The sequence below is a fragment of the Streptomyces incarnatus genome, assembly GCF_001027185.1.
GTDB classification, from domain to species: Bacteria; Actinomycetota; Actinomycetes; order Streptomycetales; family Streptomycetaceae; genus Streptomyces; species Streptomyces puniciscabiei.
In genome coordinates, this window is record NZ_CP011497.1 from 1593659 (window position 1) to 1614426 (window position 20768).

A 20768-nucleotide genomic window follows, 5' to 3' on the forward strand; every position below is an offset into this window, starting at 1 on the left:
AAGCGAGGCCCTCGCCGGCAGCGGCCCGCAGCCCCGAGGACAGCACCGAGCCCTCGACCGCACTCCGTCGGTCGAGGGCTCGGTATTGTCCGGCGCCGGTGAGGTCCTACTGACCACCGGTCGTCGAGGTCGGCGTGGTGGCCACACCGGCGGTCCGTGTCCCGCCACCCGACGACTGGCCGCTCATGTCGTGGGTAGTGAGAACCACGGTGCTGCCCGCCTACACCACGGGCGTCGGTCTCCCGCCCCAGCGCCTGCTCCGGCGAGAGGTGTTGGGCCGTCCCGATCACGACCGACGTCCGCGTCATGCCGACGTCCCGTGCGTCCCGGGCGGTCTTGGTGCACATGAGGAGACCCCGGCGCCTTCACGCCGGGGTCTGTCCTGACCACTGTCTCAACGGGGCGCGCCGGGGCTCAGTCGTCGGCGACATGCTCCGCCGCTGCCGTGGCAGCGGCGTCGTCGACCACGGTGAGCGCCCGCTCCTCCGGAACGCCGGCCGCGATGAGCGTGGCGACGGCCACGCGGGTGCCGTCGTCCTCGAACGCCCCGGTGTTGACCTCTTCCAGCAGGGCGACCGTCATCGCCTCCAGACCGGCGCTGAGCACGGCGGGCGGCAGATGAGGGTGGAAGACGCCGTCGCGCTGGCCCTGCTCCACGATGCCCGTGACCCTGACACGGGCGGGCTTGAGGATCTCGTCGACACGTTCCACGCCAAGATCCCGACGGGCCAGCGCCAGGAGCATCCGGTAGCGGTCACCCACGGGCCACATCGACAGGGTGAAGTGCGCGAGCGCCCGGTCCGCCGGCTCCGCCACCGGCGCTTCGACCGCCACGGCCGTGTGCAGAGCCTCGGCGGCCTCCTCGGCCAGCGCCTCGAGGAGCGCCGCCCGCCCGGGAAAGTGCCCGAACAGAGTGCGCCGGACGACACCTGAGGCGCGAGCCAGCTCCTCCAGGGTGATGTCGGGGTTGCGTCCGAGTTCCTGACGTGCGGTGGCCAGGATGCGCGCCCGGTTGGACCGCGCGTTGCGTCGCTGTGGCACGCGGCCGACGGACTGGGACACGGAAGAACCTCGTTGCAGGCGGGCGGAAGAACAGGCGCCTTCATTCTGACACGCGTGCCCCGGCCCGATCCGTGGCCGCATCCACGGATCGGGCGGTCCTGATCAGGCGGGGAGCTCCTTGATGTCGGACGGCTCCTGCGGCTCGATCCCGTTGAAGCGGTGGCGGAAGTCGCTGGAGGCGGGGTAGGCGGCCCGGCGCGAGCGCATGATGGAACCCAGCGGGCGGTGGGCCTCCAGGGCGTGCCAGGGGCTGAACGAGAGGACGTCGTCGGCGTACCGGCGGCGGGCGTCGCTGTAGGCGTCCTGGGCGGGGAGGTGCAGCACCGCCACGACCTCGTGCGGTGACAGATCCTCGGGCCACAGGACGGAGGCGTCCTCCACGGGCATGCGCTCGATGTCCGTGCAGAGTTGGGCGCGGATGTCGTACTCGGCGCTGTTGTGGGCGAAGAAGTCGACGACGAGGTCGCGCAGCGCCGATCCGCCTGCCTTCTTCTCGACGGGACGGCCCGTGAGGGCCTTGACGCTCGCCGAGCGCGGGGCGGCTGACACCTTGGCGACGTGGTCGCCGTAGCGCAGGGCGGCCATGGAGTGGAAGGTCTCGCCGAGGATGTGGTGGTTGGCGGCGGCCAGAGTCTCGACGGCGGGCGGGAGGGGGCGTCCGACGCGGGTGAGGGCCTTGGCGGCGGCTCGGGCGGCCAGTCCGGTGAGCTGAAGCTGCTGGTCGCTCTGGCGCGGCTGTTTTTCCAGCAGGTCCTGGAGTTTGGCGTACTCGGCGATATTGCCGAAGGGCAGGGTGGGGTGGTTGACCAGCAGGAAGTCCTGGGTGGTGAAGCCGTCGTCGAGGGCCCGGGGCCCGGACGCGCCGATCACCTTGATCGCGATGCCGCGCTGGACGGCTACCTGGTCGGAGCGCAGGTCGCCGGGGGCGGAGGAGAAGCGGACGATCACCGGGTAGGTGGCCGGTGCCGCGAAGAGTCCCTGAGCGAGGTGGGCGGGAAGGTTTGGCTGGATGCGCAGTTCGCCGGCGAGGACGCCGTGGCTCTTGGCGTGGGCGTCGCGCATGCCGTGCCGGTGTTTGTCGGCTACCTGCTGGTTGGCCTTGCCCATGGCCTCGACGACCTGGCGGACGAGTTCCTGCTCGTTCGGGAAGGGCTGTTCGAGGTCGGGCCTGTAGCGGACGTACGAGGTCATGGATGCCTCCGCGCGCGGGGTGGGGGTCAGATGCTGCTCAGCCAGCGGATGGCGGACAGGCTGGGCATGAAGAAGTACTCGCCGCCGAGCAGGGTGTTGAAGGACTGGATGTTCTGCACCCGGCGGGGCGGGGTGCCGGGCACGGTGAAGTAGGCGCCCTTGTCCTGGAGGGAGATCATCGGGTCCTTCTCCTTGCCGAGGCCCATGAAGTTGCCGGAGCCGACCCACTCGCTCTGCAGGAACTCGACGTTGTCGATCGCACGCGCGCCGAGGGCGATGAAGTCCAGGCCGCGCGGCTTGCCGTCGTCCTTGAGGCGGTCCGGAGGCAGCGGGGTGCCGTAGGAGGTGCCGCGCCGGATGATCCGGCGGATGTTGACGTCGGTGAGGACCGTCAGCTTGGTGTCGCGCGGGTTCATGCGGCGGATGTGGGAGCCGAGGGGGGTGCACAGCCCACGCGGGTCGGCGGCGTAGTCGAAGTCGTTGATCCGGTTCGGGTCCTCACCGATCGCGGGGTTGTCGCGCTCCGGGGCCAGGGCGAGCGGTGCGCCGCTGCGCCAGCGGCCGACGAGTTTGGCGGCCAGCAGTTCGCGTTCGGCCTCGGTACGGGCGTTGTCGTGCAGCCACTTGTTGAAGGCGGCGACGTGGGAGTGGTACTTGCGGAAGACGACGTAGGTGCCGTTGCGGCCGAGGACGTCCGGAGCCGGTACGGGCAGCGCGTGGCCGGTCTCGCTCGGGTAGCCGAGCACGAACTCGCCCGCCTTGATCGGTCGGCCGTCGCCCGGCAGGGGTTCGGCGCCGCTGCCCTCGACCACCGGCTGGCTGAAGCCGTCCCGGTAGCCGAACACATTGAAGCCGTCGGCCGCGAAGTCCTGGTGCGACAGCAGCCGCACGCCGGGGACATCCCGCAACTCCTTCTCATAGGCGGCGACTTCGGCACGCCAGTCGTCCTCACTCGCGGCGTAGACCGTGACGGCGACGTGCACGCGCGGCGTGCCGAAGGGAAACTCCCAGTTCGCCGGCGCGTTCACGCCGGTGTCACGAAGCCGTTCGGCACGGGCAGCCATGCCGGCACGGAAGTTGGCAGGAAAGGAGGCCAGCGACTCCTGCGGCACGCCCAGGGCGACCAGTCCCTGGTAGCTGAGGGCGAGGGCCAGCCAGGACGGCCGCGGTTCGTCCCAGCGAGCCGCCGAGGTCACCCTCGGGGCCAGCCGGCGCAGCAACTCCTTGCCCGCCGACGGTTCGGTGATCTCCAGGATCGCGTGGGTGCCGAAGTAGGGTTCGGGCCGGGCACGCAGCAGGGTTGCCTGGATGTCGTCGAGATCCAGCGTGGGCGGGCGGCGCAGGCGTCGGAAGACGGACATGGTGCGCCTGCCCTCAGTTGAGGTCGGACAGGAACCGCTGCACGGCGGACTCCTGCCGCATGAGGCGGGCGCCTTCCGCAACAGTGAGGCCCGGGTGGGCGACGAACCACGCCTCCGCCGGGATCTGGTACTTCACGATGAAGTCCTTCACATCGGGCGAGGTGATGCCGGGCCAGCCCTCGACGTTGCTGAACAGGTAGTCCATGAACTCGGGGATCTTGGTGGCGAAGTCGTCGATGTAGGGGTCCCACTCGCCGTCGAAGGCGGTTGCGAACAACAGCTTGGTGTCGTTGTCCAGGAACACGAACCGCATGTTGTGCAGCGTGCCGACCTGACCGGCGCCCGCCAGGTTCCCGCCGACCAGCTTGAAGAACTTCCGCAGCCGCTCGGCACCGTGCGGCTTCAGCGGCAGGATCGTCGTCAGCTCGGACACCTCACCACTCTTGGCGCCGATCCGGCCGGCGGTGGTGACGGCGTGCTCGGCCACCTCCTCCTTGTCGGCCAGGATCTCGGCGACCTTCAGCTTGAGTGCGATCTTCGCGTCCGCCAGCGTCGCGTCGACCTTCTCGCAGACGGCGTCGGGCAGCTTGTGGAACTTCGCGTGCAGGTCCTTCTCGCTCATGGCACCTCTCCTCGGGGCTCGGGCGCCCGCTCTGTCGGCGGCGCCTGCTGACTAAGCCCACATAACTGATTACATCATCAGTTCACTCACCGGCACAGTCAACGCGCCACCCGAAAATCGCCGCATGACCCTCGTCACTATGAGACAAGTTGACTCGTAATCACTCTATGAGTCAGCCTGTCTCACAGATGACGGATCCCCCGGCTCATCCCTCACTCCAAGGAGTCCCCGATGGCGGATCACTTCTCCGGACCGCGCATCCTCTTCGATCCCGCGTCCGACATCGCCGATGTCTTCGCCTTCCCCAGCCCGGACCGGCCCGGCCGGCTGGTCCTCGCCCTCAATGTCTTCCCGGCCGCGGCGCCCACGGCGCTGTTCTCCGACGCGCTCACCTACCGCTTCCGGATCCGCCCGGTAGCGCCGGCGACCGAACGGCCCTCGTTCGCCGTCGGCGACACCGAGTACGACCTGGACTTCACCTTCGCCGCCCCCGAACTGGTCCAAGACAGCGACCGGCCGGTGCAGACGGGCGTCTGCACGGCGCCGAACGGCACACAGATCCTCTTCCAGGTCGGCGACGAGACCCCCACCGAGACGAACGGACTGCAGATCTTCGCCGGGCCACGACTCGACCCGTTCTTCATCAACCTCGCGGGTGTCCTGGCCACCGACGCCAGGGAGAAGCTCGCCTTCCAGCCCGACGCGGACAACGTCCTCGAAGGCATGAACGTGCTGAGCATTGTCGTCGAGGTCGACACCGAGACGGTGTTCGGGCCGGACAGTGGCCCGATGTTCGGCGTCGTCTGCGAGACCGTGGTCTCCGGCGGACGTCCGGTGCGACTGGAGCGCATGGGCCGGCCGGAGATCAAGAACGTCGTGCTGGCGAGCAAGAAGTTCGATCCCGTCAACGGCGACCTCGAAATCCGGGACCTCTACAACGAGGAAGACGCCTTCGCCGTACGACCGGACTACGCCGGGGCCTACCGGGCGCGGTTCGACGCCAACCTGGCCTTCTTCGACCGTCTCGACGGCGAGACCGTCTGGCCGTTGGACGAGCGGGACGCCCACCGCTGACCGAGCTTCTCCTTGCGGACTTCCTCGTCGTCGACGTCTCCAAGCCGTTCTCCGAGAGCAGCTGCTTCGAGATCGAGGCCGCCCTGCTCGCCGGCCGCGAGCACGCGACCTGCGGCGGCCGGGCACCCAACGACGACATCGTGGACACCCTCTACACGCTGCTGGTGCACGGCGTCGATGGAGCCCGTATCAGCGACGGCGTCGACCACGCGACCCGGCCGGCCACCCACCGCTTCCCCTACCTGGTGGCCCCCAACCCGAACCCGCCGGACCTCATGACCGTGATGACCGCGCTGCTGGCGCCCCCGGAGCCGGAGGAGGAAGCGGCATGACGGTCCAGCCCGTCCGAGACACCCACGAGCCGGTCACCACGAACGGCACCATCGCCCTGGTGAACCTGTCGGCCCGGATCGACGGCCTGACGGCACAGGCCCAACAGGCAGGTGCGGCCGACCCGTTCGCTGTCGCGCAACAGGCTGTCCTGGTCGACCTGCTCACGTTGCGTGGGCACCTGCTGGCCCGCGTCGCAGATTACGAGCGCGCGACACAACTCGCCGACCGGCTGGTCCGCGACGCTCCCGGGGACGGCACCGCCCTACTGGCCCGCGCCCGGGCGCGGGCGACCCTGCACCGTTTCGCCGAAGCGATGGCCGACCTCGACGCGGCAGGCCGGGCCGGCGCGGCACAGGCGACCCTGGACGCGGACCGGGCGGCGATCCTTCAGGCGGTCGGCTGCTGCACCGAAGCTCATGCCCTGCTGAGGAAGGCCGCCCCGCACCAATCCGACGTCGCGATGCTGGGGGCTCTGGCGGTGTTCCGGGCGGAACGGGGCGAGACCGCCGAGGCGGAGCACCTCTTCGACGAGGCGCGACGCGTCCACCAGGGCGTATCGCCGTTCCCGCTCGCCCAGCTGGACTTCCGGCGCGGGGTGATGTGGATGCGCCAGGGCGACCTGGGAAGGGCCCGGCAGTGCTTCGAGGCGGCCCGGCGCCGGGTGCCGGGCTACGCTCCGGCGACCGGCCACCTCGCGGAGGTCGAGCTCCTTCTCGGAGATCCTCAGGCCGCCGTCGCCCGGCTGCGCCCCCTGGTGCAGACGAGCGACGATCCCGAGTACGCCGCCCATCTCGCGCTCGCCCTGCGGGCCGCCGGCCGGCACCGGGAGGCACAGCCGTGGCGGGACCTGGCAGCCGAGCGGTACGAGGATCTGGTGCTGCTCCATCCGGAGGCGTACGCCGATCACGCCGCCGACTTCTGGCTGACGGTGGGAGGCGATGTCGACCGCGGACTCCAGCTGGCCCTGCGGACCTTGGTGATGCGCCGGACGACCCGGTCGTACGCGCTGGTCGGGCGCGCCCGTGCGGCCGGTCAGGAGGCGCACGGCACAGTCGTGCCCCGACAACCCATAGCTAGCATGTGAGTCAAATCGTCTCACAGGAGGGCGTCGTATGCCGGAGGAGCGAGCCGACCCGCGCCAGGTGCGCAGTCGTGAGGCCATGGTGGCCGCGGCCACCGAACTGCTCACCGAGGGCGGGCTGGAGGCCGTCACACACCAGGCGGTGGCCGTCCGCGCCGGGGTCGGCCGGGCAACGGTCTACCGCCACTGGCCCGACCTGCTCGGACTCCGCCTGGCCGCGCTTGAGGCCGGGATGCCGCCGATTCCGCCGGCACCGGCGGAGATGCGTGCCGAGCCGCGCGCCGAGCTGATGCACTACCTGCTCCGGCTCGGCGAACGGCTCGACGACACCCAGGCCGGAGCGGTCCTCGCCGCCGTCCTGCGCGGGGCGCAGCACGACGACGGTATGCAGCATCTGCGGCAGACGCTCTTGAACCAGATCGTCGACGCGTTGCGCCCCGCCGTCGCCGCGGCCGTCGAGCACGGCCGGCTCCGCGCCGACGTCACGGCTGAGACGTTCGCGATGACCACCGTCGGACCCTTGGTCTACCAGCGTTTCCTTGTGGGCTCAACGCTCGGCTCAGAGACCGTGGACATGGTGGTGGACGCCGCGCTTCGGGCGTGGGCGCCGTAGAAGCGTCGTCCGCTCGATCCCGCCCTCCGTCCCGGAGACGCGCAGGTCGCGCAGGTCGCGCAGGGTGAGGCTGCCGCTTCCGGCAGGGCCGCGGCGATGCGGTTGTCGCCCGCCGACAGCTACGGCCTCATGGGCTTGCCGGTGACCCTGCCCCTGCTGGACGCGACGGTGTCGACGCGGAGTGCGTCGGGAAGGGCCACCCGCTTCGTCAAGTGTCTTGCGGGAGGAGGCTCCTTGAGCGCGCGATCAGCCGGACAGTGACTGTGGTCGAAACGGCGAGTCGTATGCGGGAAAGGACCGCTCATGCATGCCACTTCGGCCACCGGAGGGACCATGGATGAGATGCCGACGGCTCAGCGCACGGCGACCTCGCGCTGCTTCTGCTCTGCCTCGTCCTCCCCACGCCCGGGAAGCCTCGCCCCCTCGATGTCGACGTCGGGCGTGATCCGGTCGAGCCAGCCGGGCAGTACCCAGGCGCGGCGGCCGAGCAGAGCCATGACCGCCGGTACGCGGGTCATGCGGACGACGAAGGCGTCGACCAGGACACCGAAGGCCAGGGCGAAGCCGATGGACTTGATGATCGGGTCGTGGATGAAGACGAAACCGCCGAAGACCGCTGCCATGATCAGCGCGGCGGCGCTGACGACCCGGCCGCTGCCGGCGACGCCGTGGGTGATGGCCTCGGCGGCATCACCTGTGTGCTCGTAGTGCTCGCGCATCCGGCTGACGAGGAAGACCTCGTAGTCCATGGCGAGGCCGAAGAGGACACCGATCAACAGGACCGGCAGGAAGCTCGTGACCGGGCCAGGGCTGAAGCGGGCCCACCGTACGCAGCTGCGGAGGCGGCTCGCGCAACGAGGCATGCCGGCCGACGCGGAGTCGCGTGAGGTCCCGGCCGACGACGATCCTGTCTGTGGAATCCGCGCTGGTCGCGCCGCCCTGGGACGCCGCAACGCGGTTCCGCGTTCCCATTCACCTCGCCGGAAGATGTGGCCACTGGCGATGGACTGGAGTGGTCACTCAAGGAGCGCTGGTTGCCCGGCCCATCCGGACGGTACGAGGAGGCAGTGACAGCGCACTCCAGGAATACATGGACTCCTCCGGGCGAGTGCAATCGCAAAGTCAGGGCGCCGGGAAGCGTGACAGGAACACGGAGCGTATGAGGCGCCAACTTCATCGTGGCGCCCGGGCACGTGGTCTCACGGCGAAGCCGCACCGGAGCGCTCCAGTGCGGCTTCGCCGTCTCGCGCCTCCGCGCAGGTACCCCGTCAGGACGGACCTCGAAGGGGCCTCCCGTATCACCCGCCTATCACACCGCCCCTATGACGGGGGTTGCTACTGCACAGGTCTGACCAGGTGAAACACGGGGCCAAGCCCCCACCACGAGATCGATCACCTCAACGGCTTGCTGTACATGGCCCGCATGCGAACGGGCGTCGATCCCATCCCTGTGGAGGACTACCGGCAGGCTGGACGAGCCTGGGAGTACGAGTGACGAAGACAGTCAGCGTGGGAATAGCGTCAGGACTTCGGGAGCGCAAGGTACGCCCTCCGCGTTCCTCCCGGCACCGATTCACAGGTTCCGAGCATTGCTCGTTGGCTCCCACTCTGGATTTTTGTGAATTACCGGGCAGCCAGACCATTCGACTCCTTCGGTGCGGGGCGCGCACGCCCGCTATGGCCTGTCTGTTGCGTTCCTTTTCACGTTCCCGCTGCCATTCGCCCGCGCTCCGAATTCGGCGAACCAGTCCAGCATCTGGCCGTCGGTGACGGCGCCGGGACCGGCCACATCGGCCACGTTCGCGCCCTGCAGTAGCCGTTTGACCGGCACCTCAAGCCTCTTTCCGGTCAGTGTGCGGGGCAGCACGGGCACCCGTACGACCGCGTCGGGCACATGGCGCGGGGACAACTGCCGCTTGATGGCCGCGGTGATCCGATCCCGGAGGTCGTCGTCGGTTTCCTCGCCATCGTCGGTCACGACGAACAGCGGCATGAAGTAGCCGCCGTCGGCCTGCTCGACTCCGACGACGAGGCTGTCCGAGATGCCGGGCAGTTGGTCCACCACCGCGTAGATGTCGGCCGAGCCCATCCGCACCCCCATGCGATTGAGCGTGGAGTCGGAACGGCCGGAGACGACGACCGACAGGTCCGCTCCCACGGTCACCCAGTCACCGTGCCGCCACACGCCCGGGTAGGTGGCGAAGTAACTGGCCCGGTAGCGTGCGTCACCGGGGTCGTCGACGAAGCGCAGTGGCATGGAGGGCAGCGGGGCGGTCACCACCAGTTCCCCCTGCTCGCCGGTCAGGTGCCGTCCCGTCTCGTCCCACGCGGCCAGCACCACACCGAGCGCCGGGCACTGGATGCGGCCTGCGCGGACCGGGAGGAGCGGGGTGCCGCCCGCGAGCACGGAGCAGACGTCGGTTCCGCCGCAGATCGACTGCAGCCACACGCCGGGGGTGAGCCGGTCGTGGACCCACCGCCAGGTGCTCGATGCCATGGCCGACCCTGTCTGCAGGACCGAGCGCACGGCACCGAGGTCGAGGTCGGCCGCCGGGTGCAGACCCGACTTCTCCACGGCCGCGAGATAGGCCGCGCCCACACCGACCATCGTGGCCCCGGTCCGTTCGGCGGCCCGCAAGGCGCCGGCGGCGTCGGGAAACGTGGGGCTGCCGTCGTAGAGGACGATCGTGGTGCCGTGCAGCAGGCCGCCGACCAGGAAATTCCACACCATCCAGCTCGTGGAGGTGACGAACAGGTACCGGTCCTCGGGGCGCAGGTCGGCACCGAGCCCCAGCGCCTTCAGCAGTTCCACAACGATGCCGCCGTGGCCCTGCACGATTCCCTTGGGGACACCGGTGGTTCCCGACGACCAGAGAATCCACAGCGGGTGGTCGAAGGGTACGTCGGCGAAGTCAGGTGCCCGGCCGGTGGACGGCAGTGCGGACCAGGCGTGCACGGCGACGCCGGATCGTACGGACCATCCGTCCGCCGCTGGCGGGTACCCGTTGTCGACGGCGAGGAGGTGGCGGACGGTCGGCAGGCCGTCCAGGAGCTCGGTGACCGTGGGGCGTCTGTCGTGCTCCTTTCCTCCGTAGCGGTAGCCGTCCGCGGCGACGAGGACCACCGGCCGGGCCTGCCTCAGCCGGGCAAGCACGCTGGGGGTGCCGAAGTCGGGTGAGCAGGCCGTCCACACGGCGCCGATCGCGGCGGTGGCCAGCAGTGCCACCACCGCCTGCGGCAGGTTGGTGAGATACCCGGCGACGCAGTCGCCGGGCCGCACGCCCATCCGCCGAAGGGCGGCCGACACGTCGGCGACCTGCCGCCGCAGCTCGGCCCACGACATCTCGACGGGTTCGCCGCCCTCGGTCACGCTCACCAGTGCCGGACGCGCGTCGGTGGCCTGGGCCAGGCACCGTTCGGCGAAGTTCAGGCGTGCGCCGGTGAACCAGCGGGCTCCCGGCATGGTGGCGTCGCCCAGCACCTCGTCGTACCCGGTGACGGCGTCCAGTCCGTAGTACTCCCACACCGCCGACCAGAAGCCCGGAAGATCGGTGGAGCTCCACCGCCAGAGCTCGGCGTAGTCGGCGAAGCGCAGGCCGCGGGTCTCTTCCAGCCATGCCATGAACAGCGCGACGTTGGAGTCCTCCAGTTCGCGGCGTCCCGGGGTCCACAGCAGCTCGGTGTCCGGCGTCACGGGTGCCCTCCGGTGGGGGTTGACCCGAGCGGTGCGTTTGCGGAGTCGGCCTCCAGGGTGCGGATGAGTTCCTCGGCCAGGGGCCACTGGCCGTACCCGGATGCCGGGTTGAGGTGGCCGACCGCGCCCAGCTCCACGAGACGGCTGCCCCAGCTGCGGGCGAGCCCGGCAACACGCTCCGGCGCCGCGAGGGGGTCGTCGGCGCTGGCCGCGACGACGCTGGGGAAGGGCAGCGGCCGGCGGGGCACGGGGGTCCAGCCGTGGTCCGCGAGTTCGGCGGGGGTGGGGTAGCCCTCCGGCAGAGGCGTCTCGAAGTCCGGTGGCGTGGCGAGCAGCGCGCCGCGTACGTCGGCGCGGTGGCGCCCGGCCCAGTGGACAGTCGTGATGGCTCCGGCGCTGTGGGCTACCAGCAGGACCGGTCCGTCCAGGGGCGCCAGCGTGGCGGCCAGGTTGCCGACCTGGACGTCCAGACTCAGTCGGTTCCCCTCCACCGGGGGAACCGTGCGAACGGCGCGGCCGGCCTGGGCCAGCCGTTCCGCCAGCAGGGTCTGCCAGTGGCCGGCGACGTGGTCGCGCAGACCGGGGACGAAGACCAGGGTGGGTTCCGCGATGGGGCTCATGAAGGGATCTCCGACGGGTGCTTGGGCTCGGCCTTCACAGCGAGGTCGTCGAGGCGGAGCAGGTCGCGTTCGTACCAGTGCCGCCCGACCAGGAATGCCACCGTGGCCCCGAGCGCGACGAGGGGCACGATACGCAGGGCGCCCAGCAGGCCGAAGTGGTCCGCGAGCGCGCCCGTGACCGCGGGGCCCGGGGCCAGTCCGAGCAGGCTGTTGGCCAGGGTGAGGGTGGCGAAGGCGGTCGCGGCGATGGCGGCGGGGGTCAGGTTGGCGACCATGGCCGCCGCGGGTCCGGCGGAACCGGCCGACAGCAGGGCGCCGACGGCGAGGGCCGACAACTGTGCTGGTCCTGTGGGCAGTTGGAAGGCGAGGGTCAGCAGGAGGAGCGAGCCGAGGCTGCAACCGACGGCGACGGCCCACTTGCGGATCGGGGTGGTGGAGCTGATGCGGTCGGAAGCGATGCCTCCGAAGATCATTCCGAAGCCGATGACCATGGCATAGCCGCCGGCGACCGCGCCCGCGCCGGCCGTGGTCATGTGGTAGTAGCGGTTGAAGAAGCTGGGCAGGCAGGACAACAGCGCGCCGGCGATGAACAGTTGCAGTCCGCTGCCGACATAGGCGCTGACGACGGAGACGGAGGAGAACAGGCGGGGCAGGTGGGCGCGCAGCTGCCGATGCTCCGGCGCGCCGTCCTCGCCCCCGGTGGGCCGTCCGCGCGGCGCGAGCCTGCTCTCCTTGACCACGACGCCGTACACCACGGCGAGCACCAGGCCGAAGATCCCCATCGCGGCGAACGCCCAGCGCCAGCCCGCCGCCTGGGCCACGGCGCCACCGACGGCGACGCCGAGCACCGAGCCGAAGGCGCCGCCCGCGATGAAAGCGCCGGAGAGGGTGGCCCTGAGGGTGACCGGGAAGACGCTGAGGACCACGGCGATTCCCACACTGCCGTACGCCGCCTCGCCGATGCCGACGAAGAGCCGGCCGACGAACATCTCGCCGTAGCCCGCCGACACGGCGCATCCGAGGGTGGCCAGGCTCCACATCGTGGCGGCGATCAGCAGGCTGCGCACCCTCCCCCACCGGTCGGCCATGAGGGACATGGGGAAGGTGAGCACGCCGACCGCCAGGGCCACGATGCCGCTGAGCGACCCCAGGGCGCCGTCGGACAGCAGCCATTGGGCCTTCAGCATCGGGAAGACGGCGTTGAGGACCTGGCGGGACATGTAGTCGGACAGCAGCAGGCCGAAGCCGAGTGCGAAGACCGTCCAGGCATAGCGTTTGGACACGGGCCATTCCGACGCTGATGCGGTCGGGGCCGTGGACTGCGCAGTGGTGTGAAACTCCATTGTCATCACCTCGACTGCTTGGGGAGGGGCAGGTCAGAACGGTCTGTCGCCGACGATCCCGGCGCGCTCCATCTTGCGGACGGCGGGCCAGTAGTCCTGGACGGCGTAGTGCTGGGTGGAGCGGTTGTCCCAGATGGCCACGCTGCCCGGGCTCCAACGCCAGCGCACCTGGTACTCGGGGATCGCGGCCTGGCTGATCAGGTAGGTGAGCAGGTGGCTCGCGCCCGGCGCGTAGTCCTGGCCGAAACGCACGTTCTCGGGTGTGTGGTAGTTGACGAAGTGCGTCGCGAAGGCGTTGACGAAGAGGATCTTCTCGCCCGTCTCGGGATGGGTGCGCACGACCGGGTGCTCGGCGTCCGGGAACCGTTCCTTCAGCGCGTGGCGCTGTTCCTCGGGCATCACGGCGCCGAAGGTGGCCTCGATGCTGTGGCGGGCGCGCAGCCCCTCGATCGTGGTCTTGATGTGGTCGGGAAGCCGGCGGTACGCCTCGGCCATGTTGACCCAGATCGTGTCACCGCCGACGGGGGGCGATTCGACGCAGCGCAGTACGGCGCCCATGGACGGGTTCACCCGCCAGGTGCCGTCGGTGTGCAGGGCGTTCTCGTAGTGCTCCGGGGGGCTGTCCAGGTCCTTGTAGATCCGGACCAGTCCGGGGTGGTCGGGGTCGCTGCCGGCGACGGGGTGGTCCTCCAGCGGGCCGAACCGCGAGGCGAACGCGACATGGTCGGCGCGCGAGATGTCCTGGTCCCGCAGGAAGAGGACCTTGTACCGCAGCAGCAGGCTCTTGATCTCGGCGAACAGGTCGTCGTCACGGGCCGCTTCGGCGAGGTTCACGCCGGTGATCTCGGCTCCGATGGTGCAGGTCAGCGGCTCGGCTTCGACGGAGGTGCGGCGCGCGCTCGGGCGCACCAGTGCCGGGGCGTGCCGCAGCGACGGCGAAACGGTGTCTGGCATGGGTGCTCACTCCCTTGGGTGGAACTGGGTGCGCCCTGTCACAGGACGAAGACCGAGGACCCGGTGGTCCGGCCGGCTTCCAGGTCGCGGTGGGCCTGCTCCGCGTCCTCGAGGGCGTAGCGCTGGTTGATTTCGATCTTGATGCGCCCGGTGGCGACGTGCTCGAACAGCTCGCCGGCCAGCGCGGCGCGCTCGGCGGGGTCGGCGATGTAGTCGGCCAGGGCGGGCCGGGTGACGAACAGCGAGCCCTGGACGGCGAGTTGCATGGCGTCGATGGGGGGTACGGGCCCGGAGGCGGTGCCGAAGCAGACGAGCAGGCCGCGGCGGGACAGCGAGGCCAGGGAGCCGGCGAAGGTGTCCTTGCCGACGCTGTCGAGCACCAGAGGTACTCCGGCGCCGCCGGTCAGTTCCCGCACCCTGTCGGCGACGTTCTCCTGCCGGTAGCGGATGACGTGCCGGCATCCGTGTGCGCGGGCGATCTCCGCCTTCTCCTCGCTGGAGACCGTGCCGATGACACGGATGCCGAGCAGTGCGGCCCACTGGGACACGATCAGGCCCACGCCGCCGGCCGCCGCGTGCAGCAGTATCGTGTCCCCCTCCCGCAGCGGGTGGATCCTGCGCAGCAGATAGGCCGCCGTCAGGCCGCGCATGGTCATCGCGGCGGCCGTCTCGCAGCTGATACCGGCGGGCAGCCTGATCAGGTGCGAGGCGTCCATGACCCGTTCGGTGCTGTAGGCCCCCAGCGGGCTCCCGGTGTACGTCACCCGGTCCCCCGGGGCGACGTCGGTGACGCCCTCGCCGACGGCTTCCACCACTCCGGCGGCCTCGACGCCGATGCCGTCGGGCAGCCGTACCGGGTAGAGCCCGGTACGGAAGTAGGTGTCGGCGAAGTTGAGGCCGACGGCCTCGTGCCGGATGCGCACCTGGCCCGGTCCGGGATCGCCGACGGACACCTCCTCCCAGGTGAGGACGTCAGGGCCACCGGTTTCGTAGAAGCGGACGGCGTGTGCCACGGAGAGCTCCCGGAGGGTCGCAGGGGTGGGAGAGAGGGGCGGGGATCCCGGAGATCAGCCCTGGGCGTCGCGCAGCATGAAGCCGCGCTGTCCCGGGCGGCGGTTGGGCACCATGCCGAGCCGGGCGAGGGTCTCGTCGGCATCCGCGTAGTACTCGCCGAGCTTGTAGATCCGCTTGGCGTCCGCCCCGGTGGCGATCTCACGGCCGAGCGCCTCGGAGATCCTCACCATCTGCTCGACCTGCGCCACGGAGGACATCCGCTCGCCCTTGGCGCGCCACAGGTTGTCCTCGTTGCCGACGCGCACGTGCTGGCCGAGGGCGATGGCGACGGCGTTCATCGGGGCCACCGCGCGCATGGAGCTCTCGATGGTCAGGACGGCGCCGTCCGGCACGCGGCGGATGAACTCGACCAGGTCGGCGGGGTGCCGGCCGGCGAAACCGCCGCCGATGGCCACGTAGTTGAGGATCAGTGGCCCGGTGTAGACGCCCGCGCGGATCAGCCGCTCCACGGTCTCCAGCTGGGCCAGGTGGGCGAGCTGGAAGTGGGGCTGGATGCCGTTCGCGTGCAGCCGCTTGAGGTGCTCGAGGTAGAACTCCGGACCGGCCTCGACGACCATGTCGCGGTAGGCACGGTAGTAGTCCGGCTTCGCGATGGACGTGCCCTGAAGGTCGTCGTCGTTCATGATCTCGACGATGTTCATCTGGCTGGTGTTGATCGCGATCGTCACCTGGTCCGGCGCCGGGGTGAGCTCGGCCAGCAGGTGGCGGGTGTCGTAGGCGAGCCACTTGGCGTCGCCGCCCTCCCCCTCGGGGGCGAAGGAGATCGAGCCGCCGATCTGGAGCACCATGTCCGGCACGGCCTCGCGCAGCCGCCCGAGCAGTTCGTTGAACATGGACATCCGCTTGGAGCCCTTGCCGTCGAGCTCACGCACGTGGATGTGGAGCACCGTCGCGCCGGCGTTGTAGCAGTCGACGGCCGCCTGTACGTGCTCGTCCATGGTCAGCGGCAGGTCGTCGGCGTCGCCGGGAAGCCATTCGGGGCCGTACGGTGCGGCCTGGATGACCAGCTTCTCCTGGTTCTCGGGGAAGAGGGAGTCGTCGTGGAAGTGCACGGAGCTTCTCCTTGTCGCAGGGGTGATCGCGGCACGGGGCAGGCGGCGGACGCGACGACAGGGCGTGCGGCAGCGGACGTCCGGGCCGGTGGCGACACCGGGCCCAGGCGGTCTCGGGCCGGTCCGGAGGGAGTGCTCTCAGGGGAGCAGCAGAGCGCCCCCTCCGGAGGCCGGCCGCCTGCGCGGTGGTGCAACCGTAGGGCGGCCACCGCACGCCTGCTTTGCCTGTGGTGACAGGTGACTTGCCCATCGGGGACACCCCAGCGGAGCCGTAGGCCCTACCGCCCCCGCGTATCCCGCGGGCTCAGCTCCCGCCGGGCCCCGCCGGGCCGCTCCGGCTCTTGCGCCACTCCCGCGGACCGGTGCCGAAGTGCTCGTGGAACCAGCGGGAGAACGCACTCAGCGAAGAAAACCCCAGCAGCGTGGAGACCTCGGTCAGGGAGCGGCTGGGATTGGCGACGAACCGCTCCGCGAGCCCCATGCGGGTCGAGTTGAGCAGGGAGGAGAACGTCTCGCCGGAACGGGCCAGATGACGGTGAACGGTGCGCCGGTCGACGCCGAGGCTGCGGGCGATCTGCTCGATGGAGCAGCGCCCGGTCGGCAGCAGCGCCTCGATGAGGTCGCGCACCCGGTCGGCCTCGGAGGCCTCCCTGGGAGCCGCGACGGGCTCGAAGTACTGGCGGGTGTAGCTGCGCAACTGGGCGTCGGCCATGGCGTTGGGGGCGTCCAGGTCCTCGGCGTAGCAGACGATGCCGTTGAAGTCGCGGTCGAACTCCACCACGGGCCCGAACAGGCGCCGGTGGCCTGCGGTGTCCCGCGGCGCCCGGTGGGCGAAGCAGACCGACGCCGGGCGCCAGTGCGGGCCGAGGAAGCCGCACAGCACGCGGTGGAACGCGCCCACAGCGAGCTCCGTGCCCTGCCGGGCCGGCTGCGACTGACCGAGCCGGAGGTCCACCTTCAGTGTGGCCACCCCGTTGCCCTCGGAGAGCCGGGCGTGCAGGACCTCGTTGTACGTGTGCTGGTGCCGGATCAGCAGGGCCAAGGCACTTCGCACGTCGGGCTCTTCACGGACGAGCAGGCTGATGGGGCCGAGGTTGGAGAAGCGCCGCCGCTCCGTCAGCAGCAGACCGAAGTCCTCACGCCCGGAGGCGGCGGCCGACAGCTCCAGCAGTCTGACCACCGCCGTGCCGGAGATCCACCGGTCCTGCACGGCCAGGTCCGCGGTGTCCAGGCCGACGCTCTTCATCAGTGCACGGGGATCGAGACCGAGGGAACGGCTCAGCTCGACGTAGCCGTTCAGCGCGGCGGTGCGGACAAGGGGCCTCATGGGCACGCTCCAGGGCGGCAGGGTCCCCAAAAGTTAAGTTTCCCGTCCCTGTGCGTCAAGCAGGGGAGGCGAGTGATTCGTAGTATCCCCGTTCAACGCGACCGTGTGGCGGCCGGCAGCAGTGCCGTCCGACCGCCGCACCGCCGGAAGAAGCCGCTCGGCTCACAGACCTCGCGGAGGCGACCATGGCCGAAACCCCGGACACTCCGGATACGAGGACGGCGCCGGCCGAGCCGTTCACGGGCCCTGCCCTGTGGTTCGGACCCGATGTGGCGGACCGTGACGACTGGATGGTGCGGCTGTCCGCCGAGCACCGCCGGGAACTGCGTACGGCTGTGCACACCGCCCGCGGGCGGGGCGCCACCCTGCTGCGGACGACCGTCGCCGACTTCCCGCTGCCCATGCTGGCCGCCGAGCTCCAGCGCGCCGCGGCGGCGCTGGCCGAGGGACCGGGCTTCGTCCTCCTCCGGGGCGTTCCGGCGGATCTGCTCGGCGAGGCGGAAGCGCGCACCGTGCTGCGCGGCATCGGCCAGTACCTCGGCAGGCCCGTCCCGCAGACCGCCGACGGCCGCATCCTCTGCCACATCCGGGACACCGGCCCGGTGCCGGGCCTGCCCCGGGCGGCGCTGCCGTTCCGCACCGCCGAGTCGGACCTGCTCGGCCTGCTGTGCCTGCGGCCGGCCCGCTCGGGTGGCCGGACGCTGCTGGCGAGTGCGGCCGCCGTGCACAACGCCGTGCTCGCTGCCCGCCCGGATCTCGCCGGGCGCCTGTACCGCAGCCACCTCTTCGGCCGTCAGGAGGAAGGGGCGCCCGGTGAGGAGGCGTACCTGGCCTCTCCGCTTGTCACCCGGCACGGCGACAGGCCCAGCATGCGCTACGACCGCGCCCGCTTGGCGGGCGCCGCACACACTGCCCACGACGGTGATCCGGACGGCGCCCGGGCCGCCGACCGGGAACTGTACGACCTCATCGAGACGACGGCCGCCTCTCCCGCCGTCCGGCTCGAACTGGATCTCCAGCCCGGTGACCTGCTGCTGGTCGACAACCACGTGGTGCTGCACGCCCGCTCGGCGTACGAGGACTTCGACGCACCGGAGCGCAGACGCCACCTGCTGCGCATGTGGCTGGCCCGCGACGAGGACACCGACCCGACCGTCCGGTCAGCCGGCCCGGACTTCCGCCCCGTGCCACGCACCGGCGTCACCCCGAGCGACGTCATCCGCCCCCGGAGCCTGCGCAGAGCGCGCCCGGGCTGCGGACTCATGCCGCTGCGTACCCACTGACACGAATCGAGGACGGCCCAGTCATGCCCAATCTCGCCACGCTCCTGGTGAACTCCGCCGCCGTGCACGGAGCGCACGTCGCCGTACGCCACGACGACATCACCCTGACGTACGAGCAGCTCGACCAGGCGAGCGCCCGGCTCGCCACGGTTCTGCACGACCGGGGTGTCAGGCCAGGCGACATGGTCACGATGACCATGCCCAACGTGCCGCTCTTCCCGGTCGTGTACTACGGCATCCTGCGGGCCGGCGGCGTGGTGGTGCCGATGAACCCGCTGCTCAAGGCCCGAGAGGCAGCCTTCGTGCTCCGCGACTCGGGGGCTCGGACAGCGCTGGTCCACCCGATGTACGCGGACGAGGTCGTCGAGGCGGCGACCGGGTCCGGAGCGGAGTGCCTGCTCACGGACCCCGACGCCTTCCACGCACTGCTGCTCGCCGCCGAGCCCATGGCGGGTGTCGTCGAGCGGGCCGACGACGCCACCGCCGTGATCCTGTACACCTCGGGCACCACCGGCACCCCCAAGGGAGCCGAACTGACCCACCGCAACCTGCTGACCAACACGGCCACCACCGCGCAGACGCTGCTCCGGCTCGGCCCGGAGGACGTCCTGTTCGGCGGCCTGCCGCTGTTCCACGCCTTCGGACAGACCTGCGCCATGAACACGGCCGTAGCCTCCGGCGCGACGCTGACCCTGCTGCCCCGGTTCGACCCGGGGCGAGCGCTGGAGGTCATGCAGCGGGACCGGGTCACGGTCTTCCTGGGCGTGCCGACGATGTACTCCGCTCTCTTGCACGCCGAGCGCCCGGACGGGCACGGAATGCCGCGGCTCCGGCTCGCGGTCTCGGGCGGTGCCGCCCTGCCTGTCGAGGTACTGCACGGCTTCGAGCGGACCTTCGGGGCGACCGTGCTGGAAGGCTACGGCCTGTCCGAGACGTCTCCGGTGGCCGCCTTCAACCATCCGGACCGCCCGCGCAAGGCCGGCTCCATCGGCACACCGGTGCGGGGAGTCGAGATGAAACTGGTGGGGGACGACGGATGCGCGGTGGAGCCCGACGAAGTGGGCGAGATCGCCGTCCGTGGAGAGAACGTGATGAAGGGCTACTTCAACAATCCGGAAGCCGACGCTCTCGCCCTGCGTCACGGCTGGTTCCACACCGGCGACCTGGCACGCGTCGACGAGGACGGCTTCTACTTCATCGTGGACCGCAAGAAGGACCTGATCATCCGGGGCGGCTACAACGTGTATCCGCGAGAGATCGAGGAGGTGCTGTACGGGCACCCCGCGATCGCCGAGTGCGCGGTCGTGGGTGTTCCCGACCCCCTGCACGGTGAAGAGGTGGCTGCGGTCGTGGTCCTCCGGGCCGGCGAGGAGGCCACCGCGGAGGAGATCCGCGACTACGCCGAGGAGCGCGTCGCGGCCTACAAGTACCCGCGCATCGTCACCCTGGCCACCGAGCTTCCCAAGGGTCCCACCGGAAAGATCCTCAAGCGGGAACTCACCGTGCCGCTGCCGCTGATGACCCGGGATCCACTGCACCCCTGAGTGGAGGTCCGGGAAACCCCTCGGGCTCCGGCAGCGGCGTCCGAGCAGGTGGTCACCTGGTCAGCAGCAGACCTGTGATGGCCTGTGGACAGGGGATATCTGATCTCTCCCCTTGTGCGTGACGCCCTGACCGACGCGGGGCGGCGCCCCGATCAGGCTATTCGTCCGTCTGCGACCCGTCCTCGCCGAACTCCTGTCGCCAGCGCAGAAACTCCAGGTTCTGCCACGTCACCCCCGACCCGATCTGAGCCGCAGTGAGGCCGGCCTCCCGAGACAGCTCGTCCTCGATGATCTTTCCATCTGAGCTTCGATCGCACGGGCGATCTCGCCTGCCCACAGCTCAGCGTCCGCGAACGGCCTCTGTCTGTACTCCTTCACAAGCGCGGCCAGGTGCTCCTTCGTGCACGCGACTACCATGCGCTTCCCGTCGAACCTCGGGTCGACCGCATGGATGGACGATGAGTCCGGGACGATCGCATACCTCTCGGTACCGGCGTCCACCACGGCTCCACACAGGTCACACAGCTTCTTCCCGCCGGA

Annotated in this window: 17 protein-coding genes and 1 pseudogene; 6 read left to right on the top strand and 12 right to left on the bottom strand. The window is 70.4% G+C overall.

Annotation, left to right across the window (positions count from 1 at the left end):
• Nucleotides 1-414: 414 nt before the first annotated feature.
• The 4 genes from ABB07_RS07040 to ABB07_RS07055 form a co-directional block, all read right to left on the bottom strand.
• Nucleotides 415-1062 carry a TetR family transcriptional regulator gene (locus ABB07_RS07040; RefSeq protein ID WP_208897897.1) on the bottom strand — a complete coding sequence of 216 codons (648 nt, stop codon included), beginning with the start codon at nucleotides 1060-1062 and terminating at the stop codon, nucleotides 415-417.
• A 102-nt stretch (nucleotides 1063-1164) separates the two neighbouring features.
• Nucleotides 1165-2253, bottom strand: a complete 1089-nt coding sequence (locus ABB07_RS07045) for a catalase family protein (RefSeq protein ID WP_208897898.1) — start codon at nucleotides 2251-2253, stop codon at nucleotides 1165-1167.
• 26 nt (nucleotides 2254-2279) lie between these two features.
• Nucleotides 2280-3614 carry a Dyp-type peroxidase gene (locus tag ABB07_RS07050; RefSeq protein WP_208897899.1) on the bottom strand — a complete coding sequence of 445 codons (1335 nt, stop codon included), beginning with the start codon at nucleotides 3612-3614 and terminating at the stop codon, nucleotides 2280-2282.
• A gap of 13 nt (nucleotides 3615-3627) precedes the next feature.
• The gene (locus ABB07_RS07055; protein WP_208897900.1) at nucleotides 3628-4236 is read right to left on the bottom strand and encodes a hypothetical protein; all 609 of its coding nucleotides are present in this window, start codon (nucleotides 4234-4236) and stop codon (nucleotides 3628-3630) included.
• Nucleotides 4237-4467: 231 nt separating this feature from the next.
• Here ABB07_RS07055 and ABB07_RS07060 point away from each other — a divergent pair, with 231 nt between their 5' ends.
• The 4 genes from ABB07_RS07060 to ABB07_RS07075 all read left to right on the top strand — a co-directional run bounded on the left by ABB07_RS07060 (nucleotide 4468) and on the right by ABB07_RS07075 (nucleotide 7337).
• Entirely contained in the window at nucleotides 4468-5310 is an 843-nt protein-coding gene (locus tag ABB07_RS07060) for a DUF4331 family protein (protein WP_208897901.1), read from the top strand.
• A gap of 140 nt (nucleotides 5311-5450) precedes the next feature.
• Entirely contained in the window at nucleotides 5451-5642 is a 192-nt protein-coding gene (locus tag ABB07_RS07065; RefSeq protein WP_208897902.1) for a hypothetical protein, read from the top strand.
• Nucleotides 5639-6727, top strand: a complete 1089-nt coding sequence (locus tag ABB07_RS07070) for a tetratricopeptide repeat protein (RefSeq protein WP_208897903.1) — start codon at nucleotides 5639-5641, stop codon at nucleotides 6725-6727. Before ABB07_RS07065 ends, ABB07_RS07070 begins: the two co-directional genes overlap by 4 nt.
• Nucleotides 6728-6755: 28 nt before the next feature.
• The gene (locus ABB07_RS07075; protein ID WP_208897904.1) at nucleotides 6756-7337 is read left to right on the top strand and encodes a TetR/AcrR family transcriptional regulator; all 582 of its coding nucleotides are present in this window, start codon (nucleotides 6756-6758) and stop codon (nucleotides 7335-7337) included.
• 353 nt (nucleotides 7338-7690) lie between these two features.
• On the opposite strand, the pseudogene ABB07_RS07080 reads toward ABB07_RS07075, so the two are convergent.
• The 8 genes and pseudogenes from ABB07_RS07080 to ABB07_RS07115 all read right to left on the bottom strand — a co-directional run.
• A pseudogene (locus ABB07_RS07080) lies at nucleotides 7691-8149 on the bottom strand (MMPL family transporter); the annotation flags it as partial.
• Nucleotides 8150-9012: 863 nt separating this feature from the next.
• On the bottom strand, nucleotides 9013-11031 hold the full coding sequence (locus tag ABB07_RS07085; protein ID WP_208897906.1) for an acetoacetate--CoA ligase: 2019 nt from the start codon (nucleotides 11029-11031) through the stop codon (nucleotides 9013-9015).
• Nucleotides 11028-11651 (bottom strand): RBBP9/YdeN family alpha/beta hydrolase, encoded by a 624-nt coding sequence (locus tag ABB07_RS07090; protein WP_208897907.1) that lies wholly within the window; start codon nucleotides 11649-11651, stop codon nucleotides 11028-11030. The genes ABB07_RS07085 and ABB07_RS07090 overlap by 4 nt, the downstream gene beginning before the upstream one ends.
• A complete protein-coding gene (locus ABB07_RS07095) occupies nucleotides 11648-12934 on the bottom strand; it encodes an MFS transporter (RefSeq protein WP_244189252.1) in 1287 nt (428 codons plus the stop codon). Before ABB07_RS07095 ends, ABB07_RS07090 begins: the two co-directional genes overlap by 4 nt.
• A 93-nt stretch (nucleotides 12935-13027) precedes the next feature.
• Entirely contained in the window at nucleotides 13028-13948 is a 921-nt protein-coding gene (locus tag ABB07_RS07100) for a TauD/TfdA dioxygenase family protein (RefSeq protein ID WP_208897909.1), read from the bottom strand.
• 38 nt (nucleotides 13949-13986) lie between these two features.
• Nucleotides 13987-14961, bottom strand: coding sequence for a quinone oxidoreductase family protein (locus ABB07_RS07105; RefSeq protein ID WP_208897910.1), 975 nt, complete (start codon nucleotides 14959-14961; stop codon nucleotides 13987-13989).
• Nucleotides 14962-15015: 54 nt separating this feature from the next.
• On the bottom strand, nucleotides 15016-16074 hold the full coding sequence (locus ABB07_RS07110) for a beta-keto acid cleavage family enzyme (protein ID WP_208897911.1): 1059 nt from the start codon (nucleotides 16072-16074) through the stop codon (nucleotides 15016-15018).
• A 304-nt stretch (nucleotides 16075-16378) separates the two neighbouring features.
• Nucleotides 16379-17401, bottom strand: a complete 1023-nt coding sequence (locus ABB07_RS07115; RefSeq protein WP_208897912.1) for an AraC family transcriptional regulator — start codon at nucleotides 17399-17401, stop codon at nucleotides 16379-16381.
• A 185-nt stretch (nucleotides 17402-17586) separates the two neighbouring features.
• Here ABB07_RS07115 and ABB07_RS07120 point away from each other — a divergent pair, with 185 nt between their 5' ends.
• Together ABB07_RS07120 and ABB07_RS07125 are read left to right on the top strand one after the other, a co-directional pair.
• Nucleotides 17587-18684: a TauD/TfdA family dioxygenase gene (locus ABB07_RS07120; RefSeq protein WP_208897913.1), complete on the top strand. Its 1098-nt coding sequence runs from the start codon at nucleotides 17587-17589 to the stop codon at nucleotides 18682-18684.
• A gap of 23 nt (nucleotides 18685-18707) precedes the next feature.
• Nucleotides 18708-20228, top strand: a complete 1521-nt coding sequence (locus tag ABB07_RS07125) for a long-chain-fatty-acid--CoA ligase (protein WP_208897914.1) — start codon at nucleotides 18708-18710, stop codon at nucleotides 20226-20228.
• Nucleotides 20229-20768 lie beyond the last annotated feature (540 nt).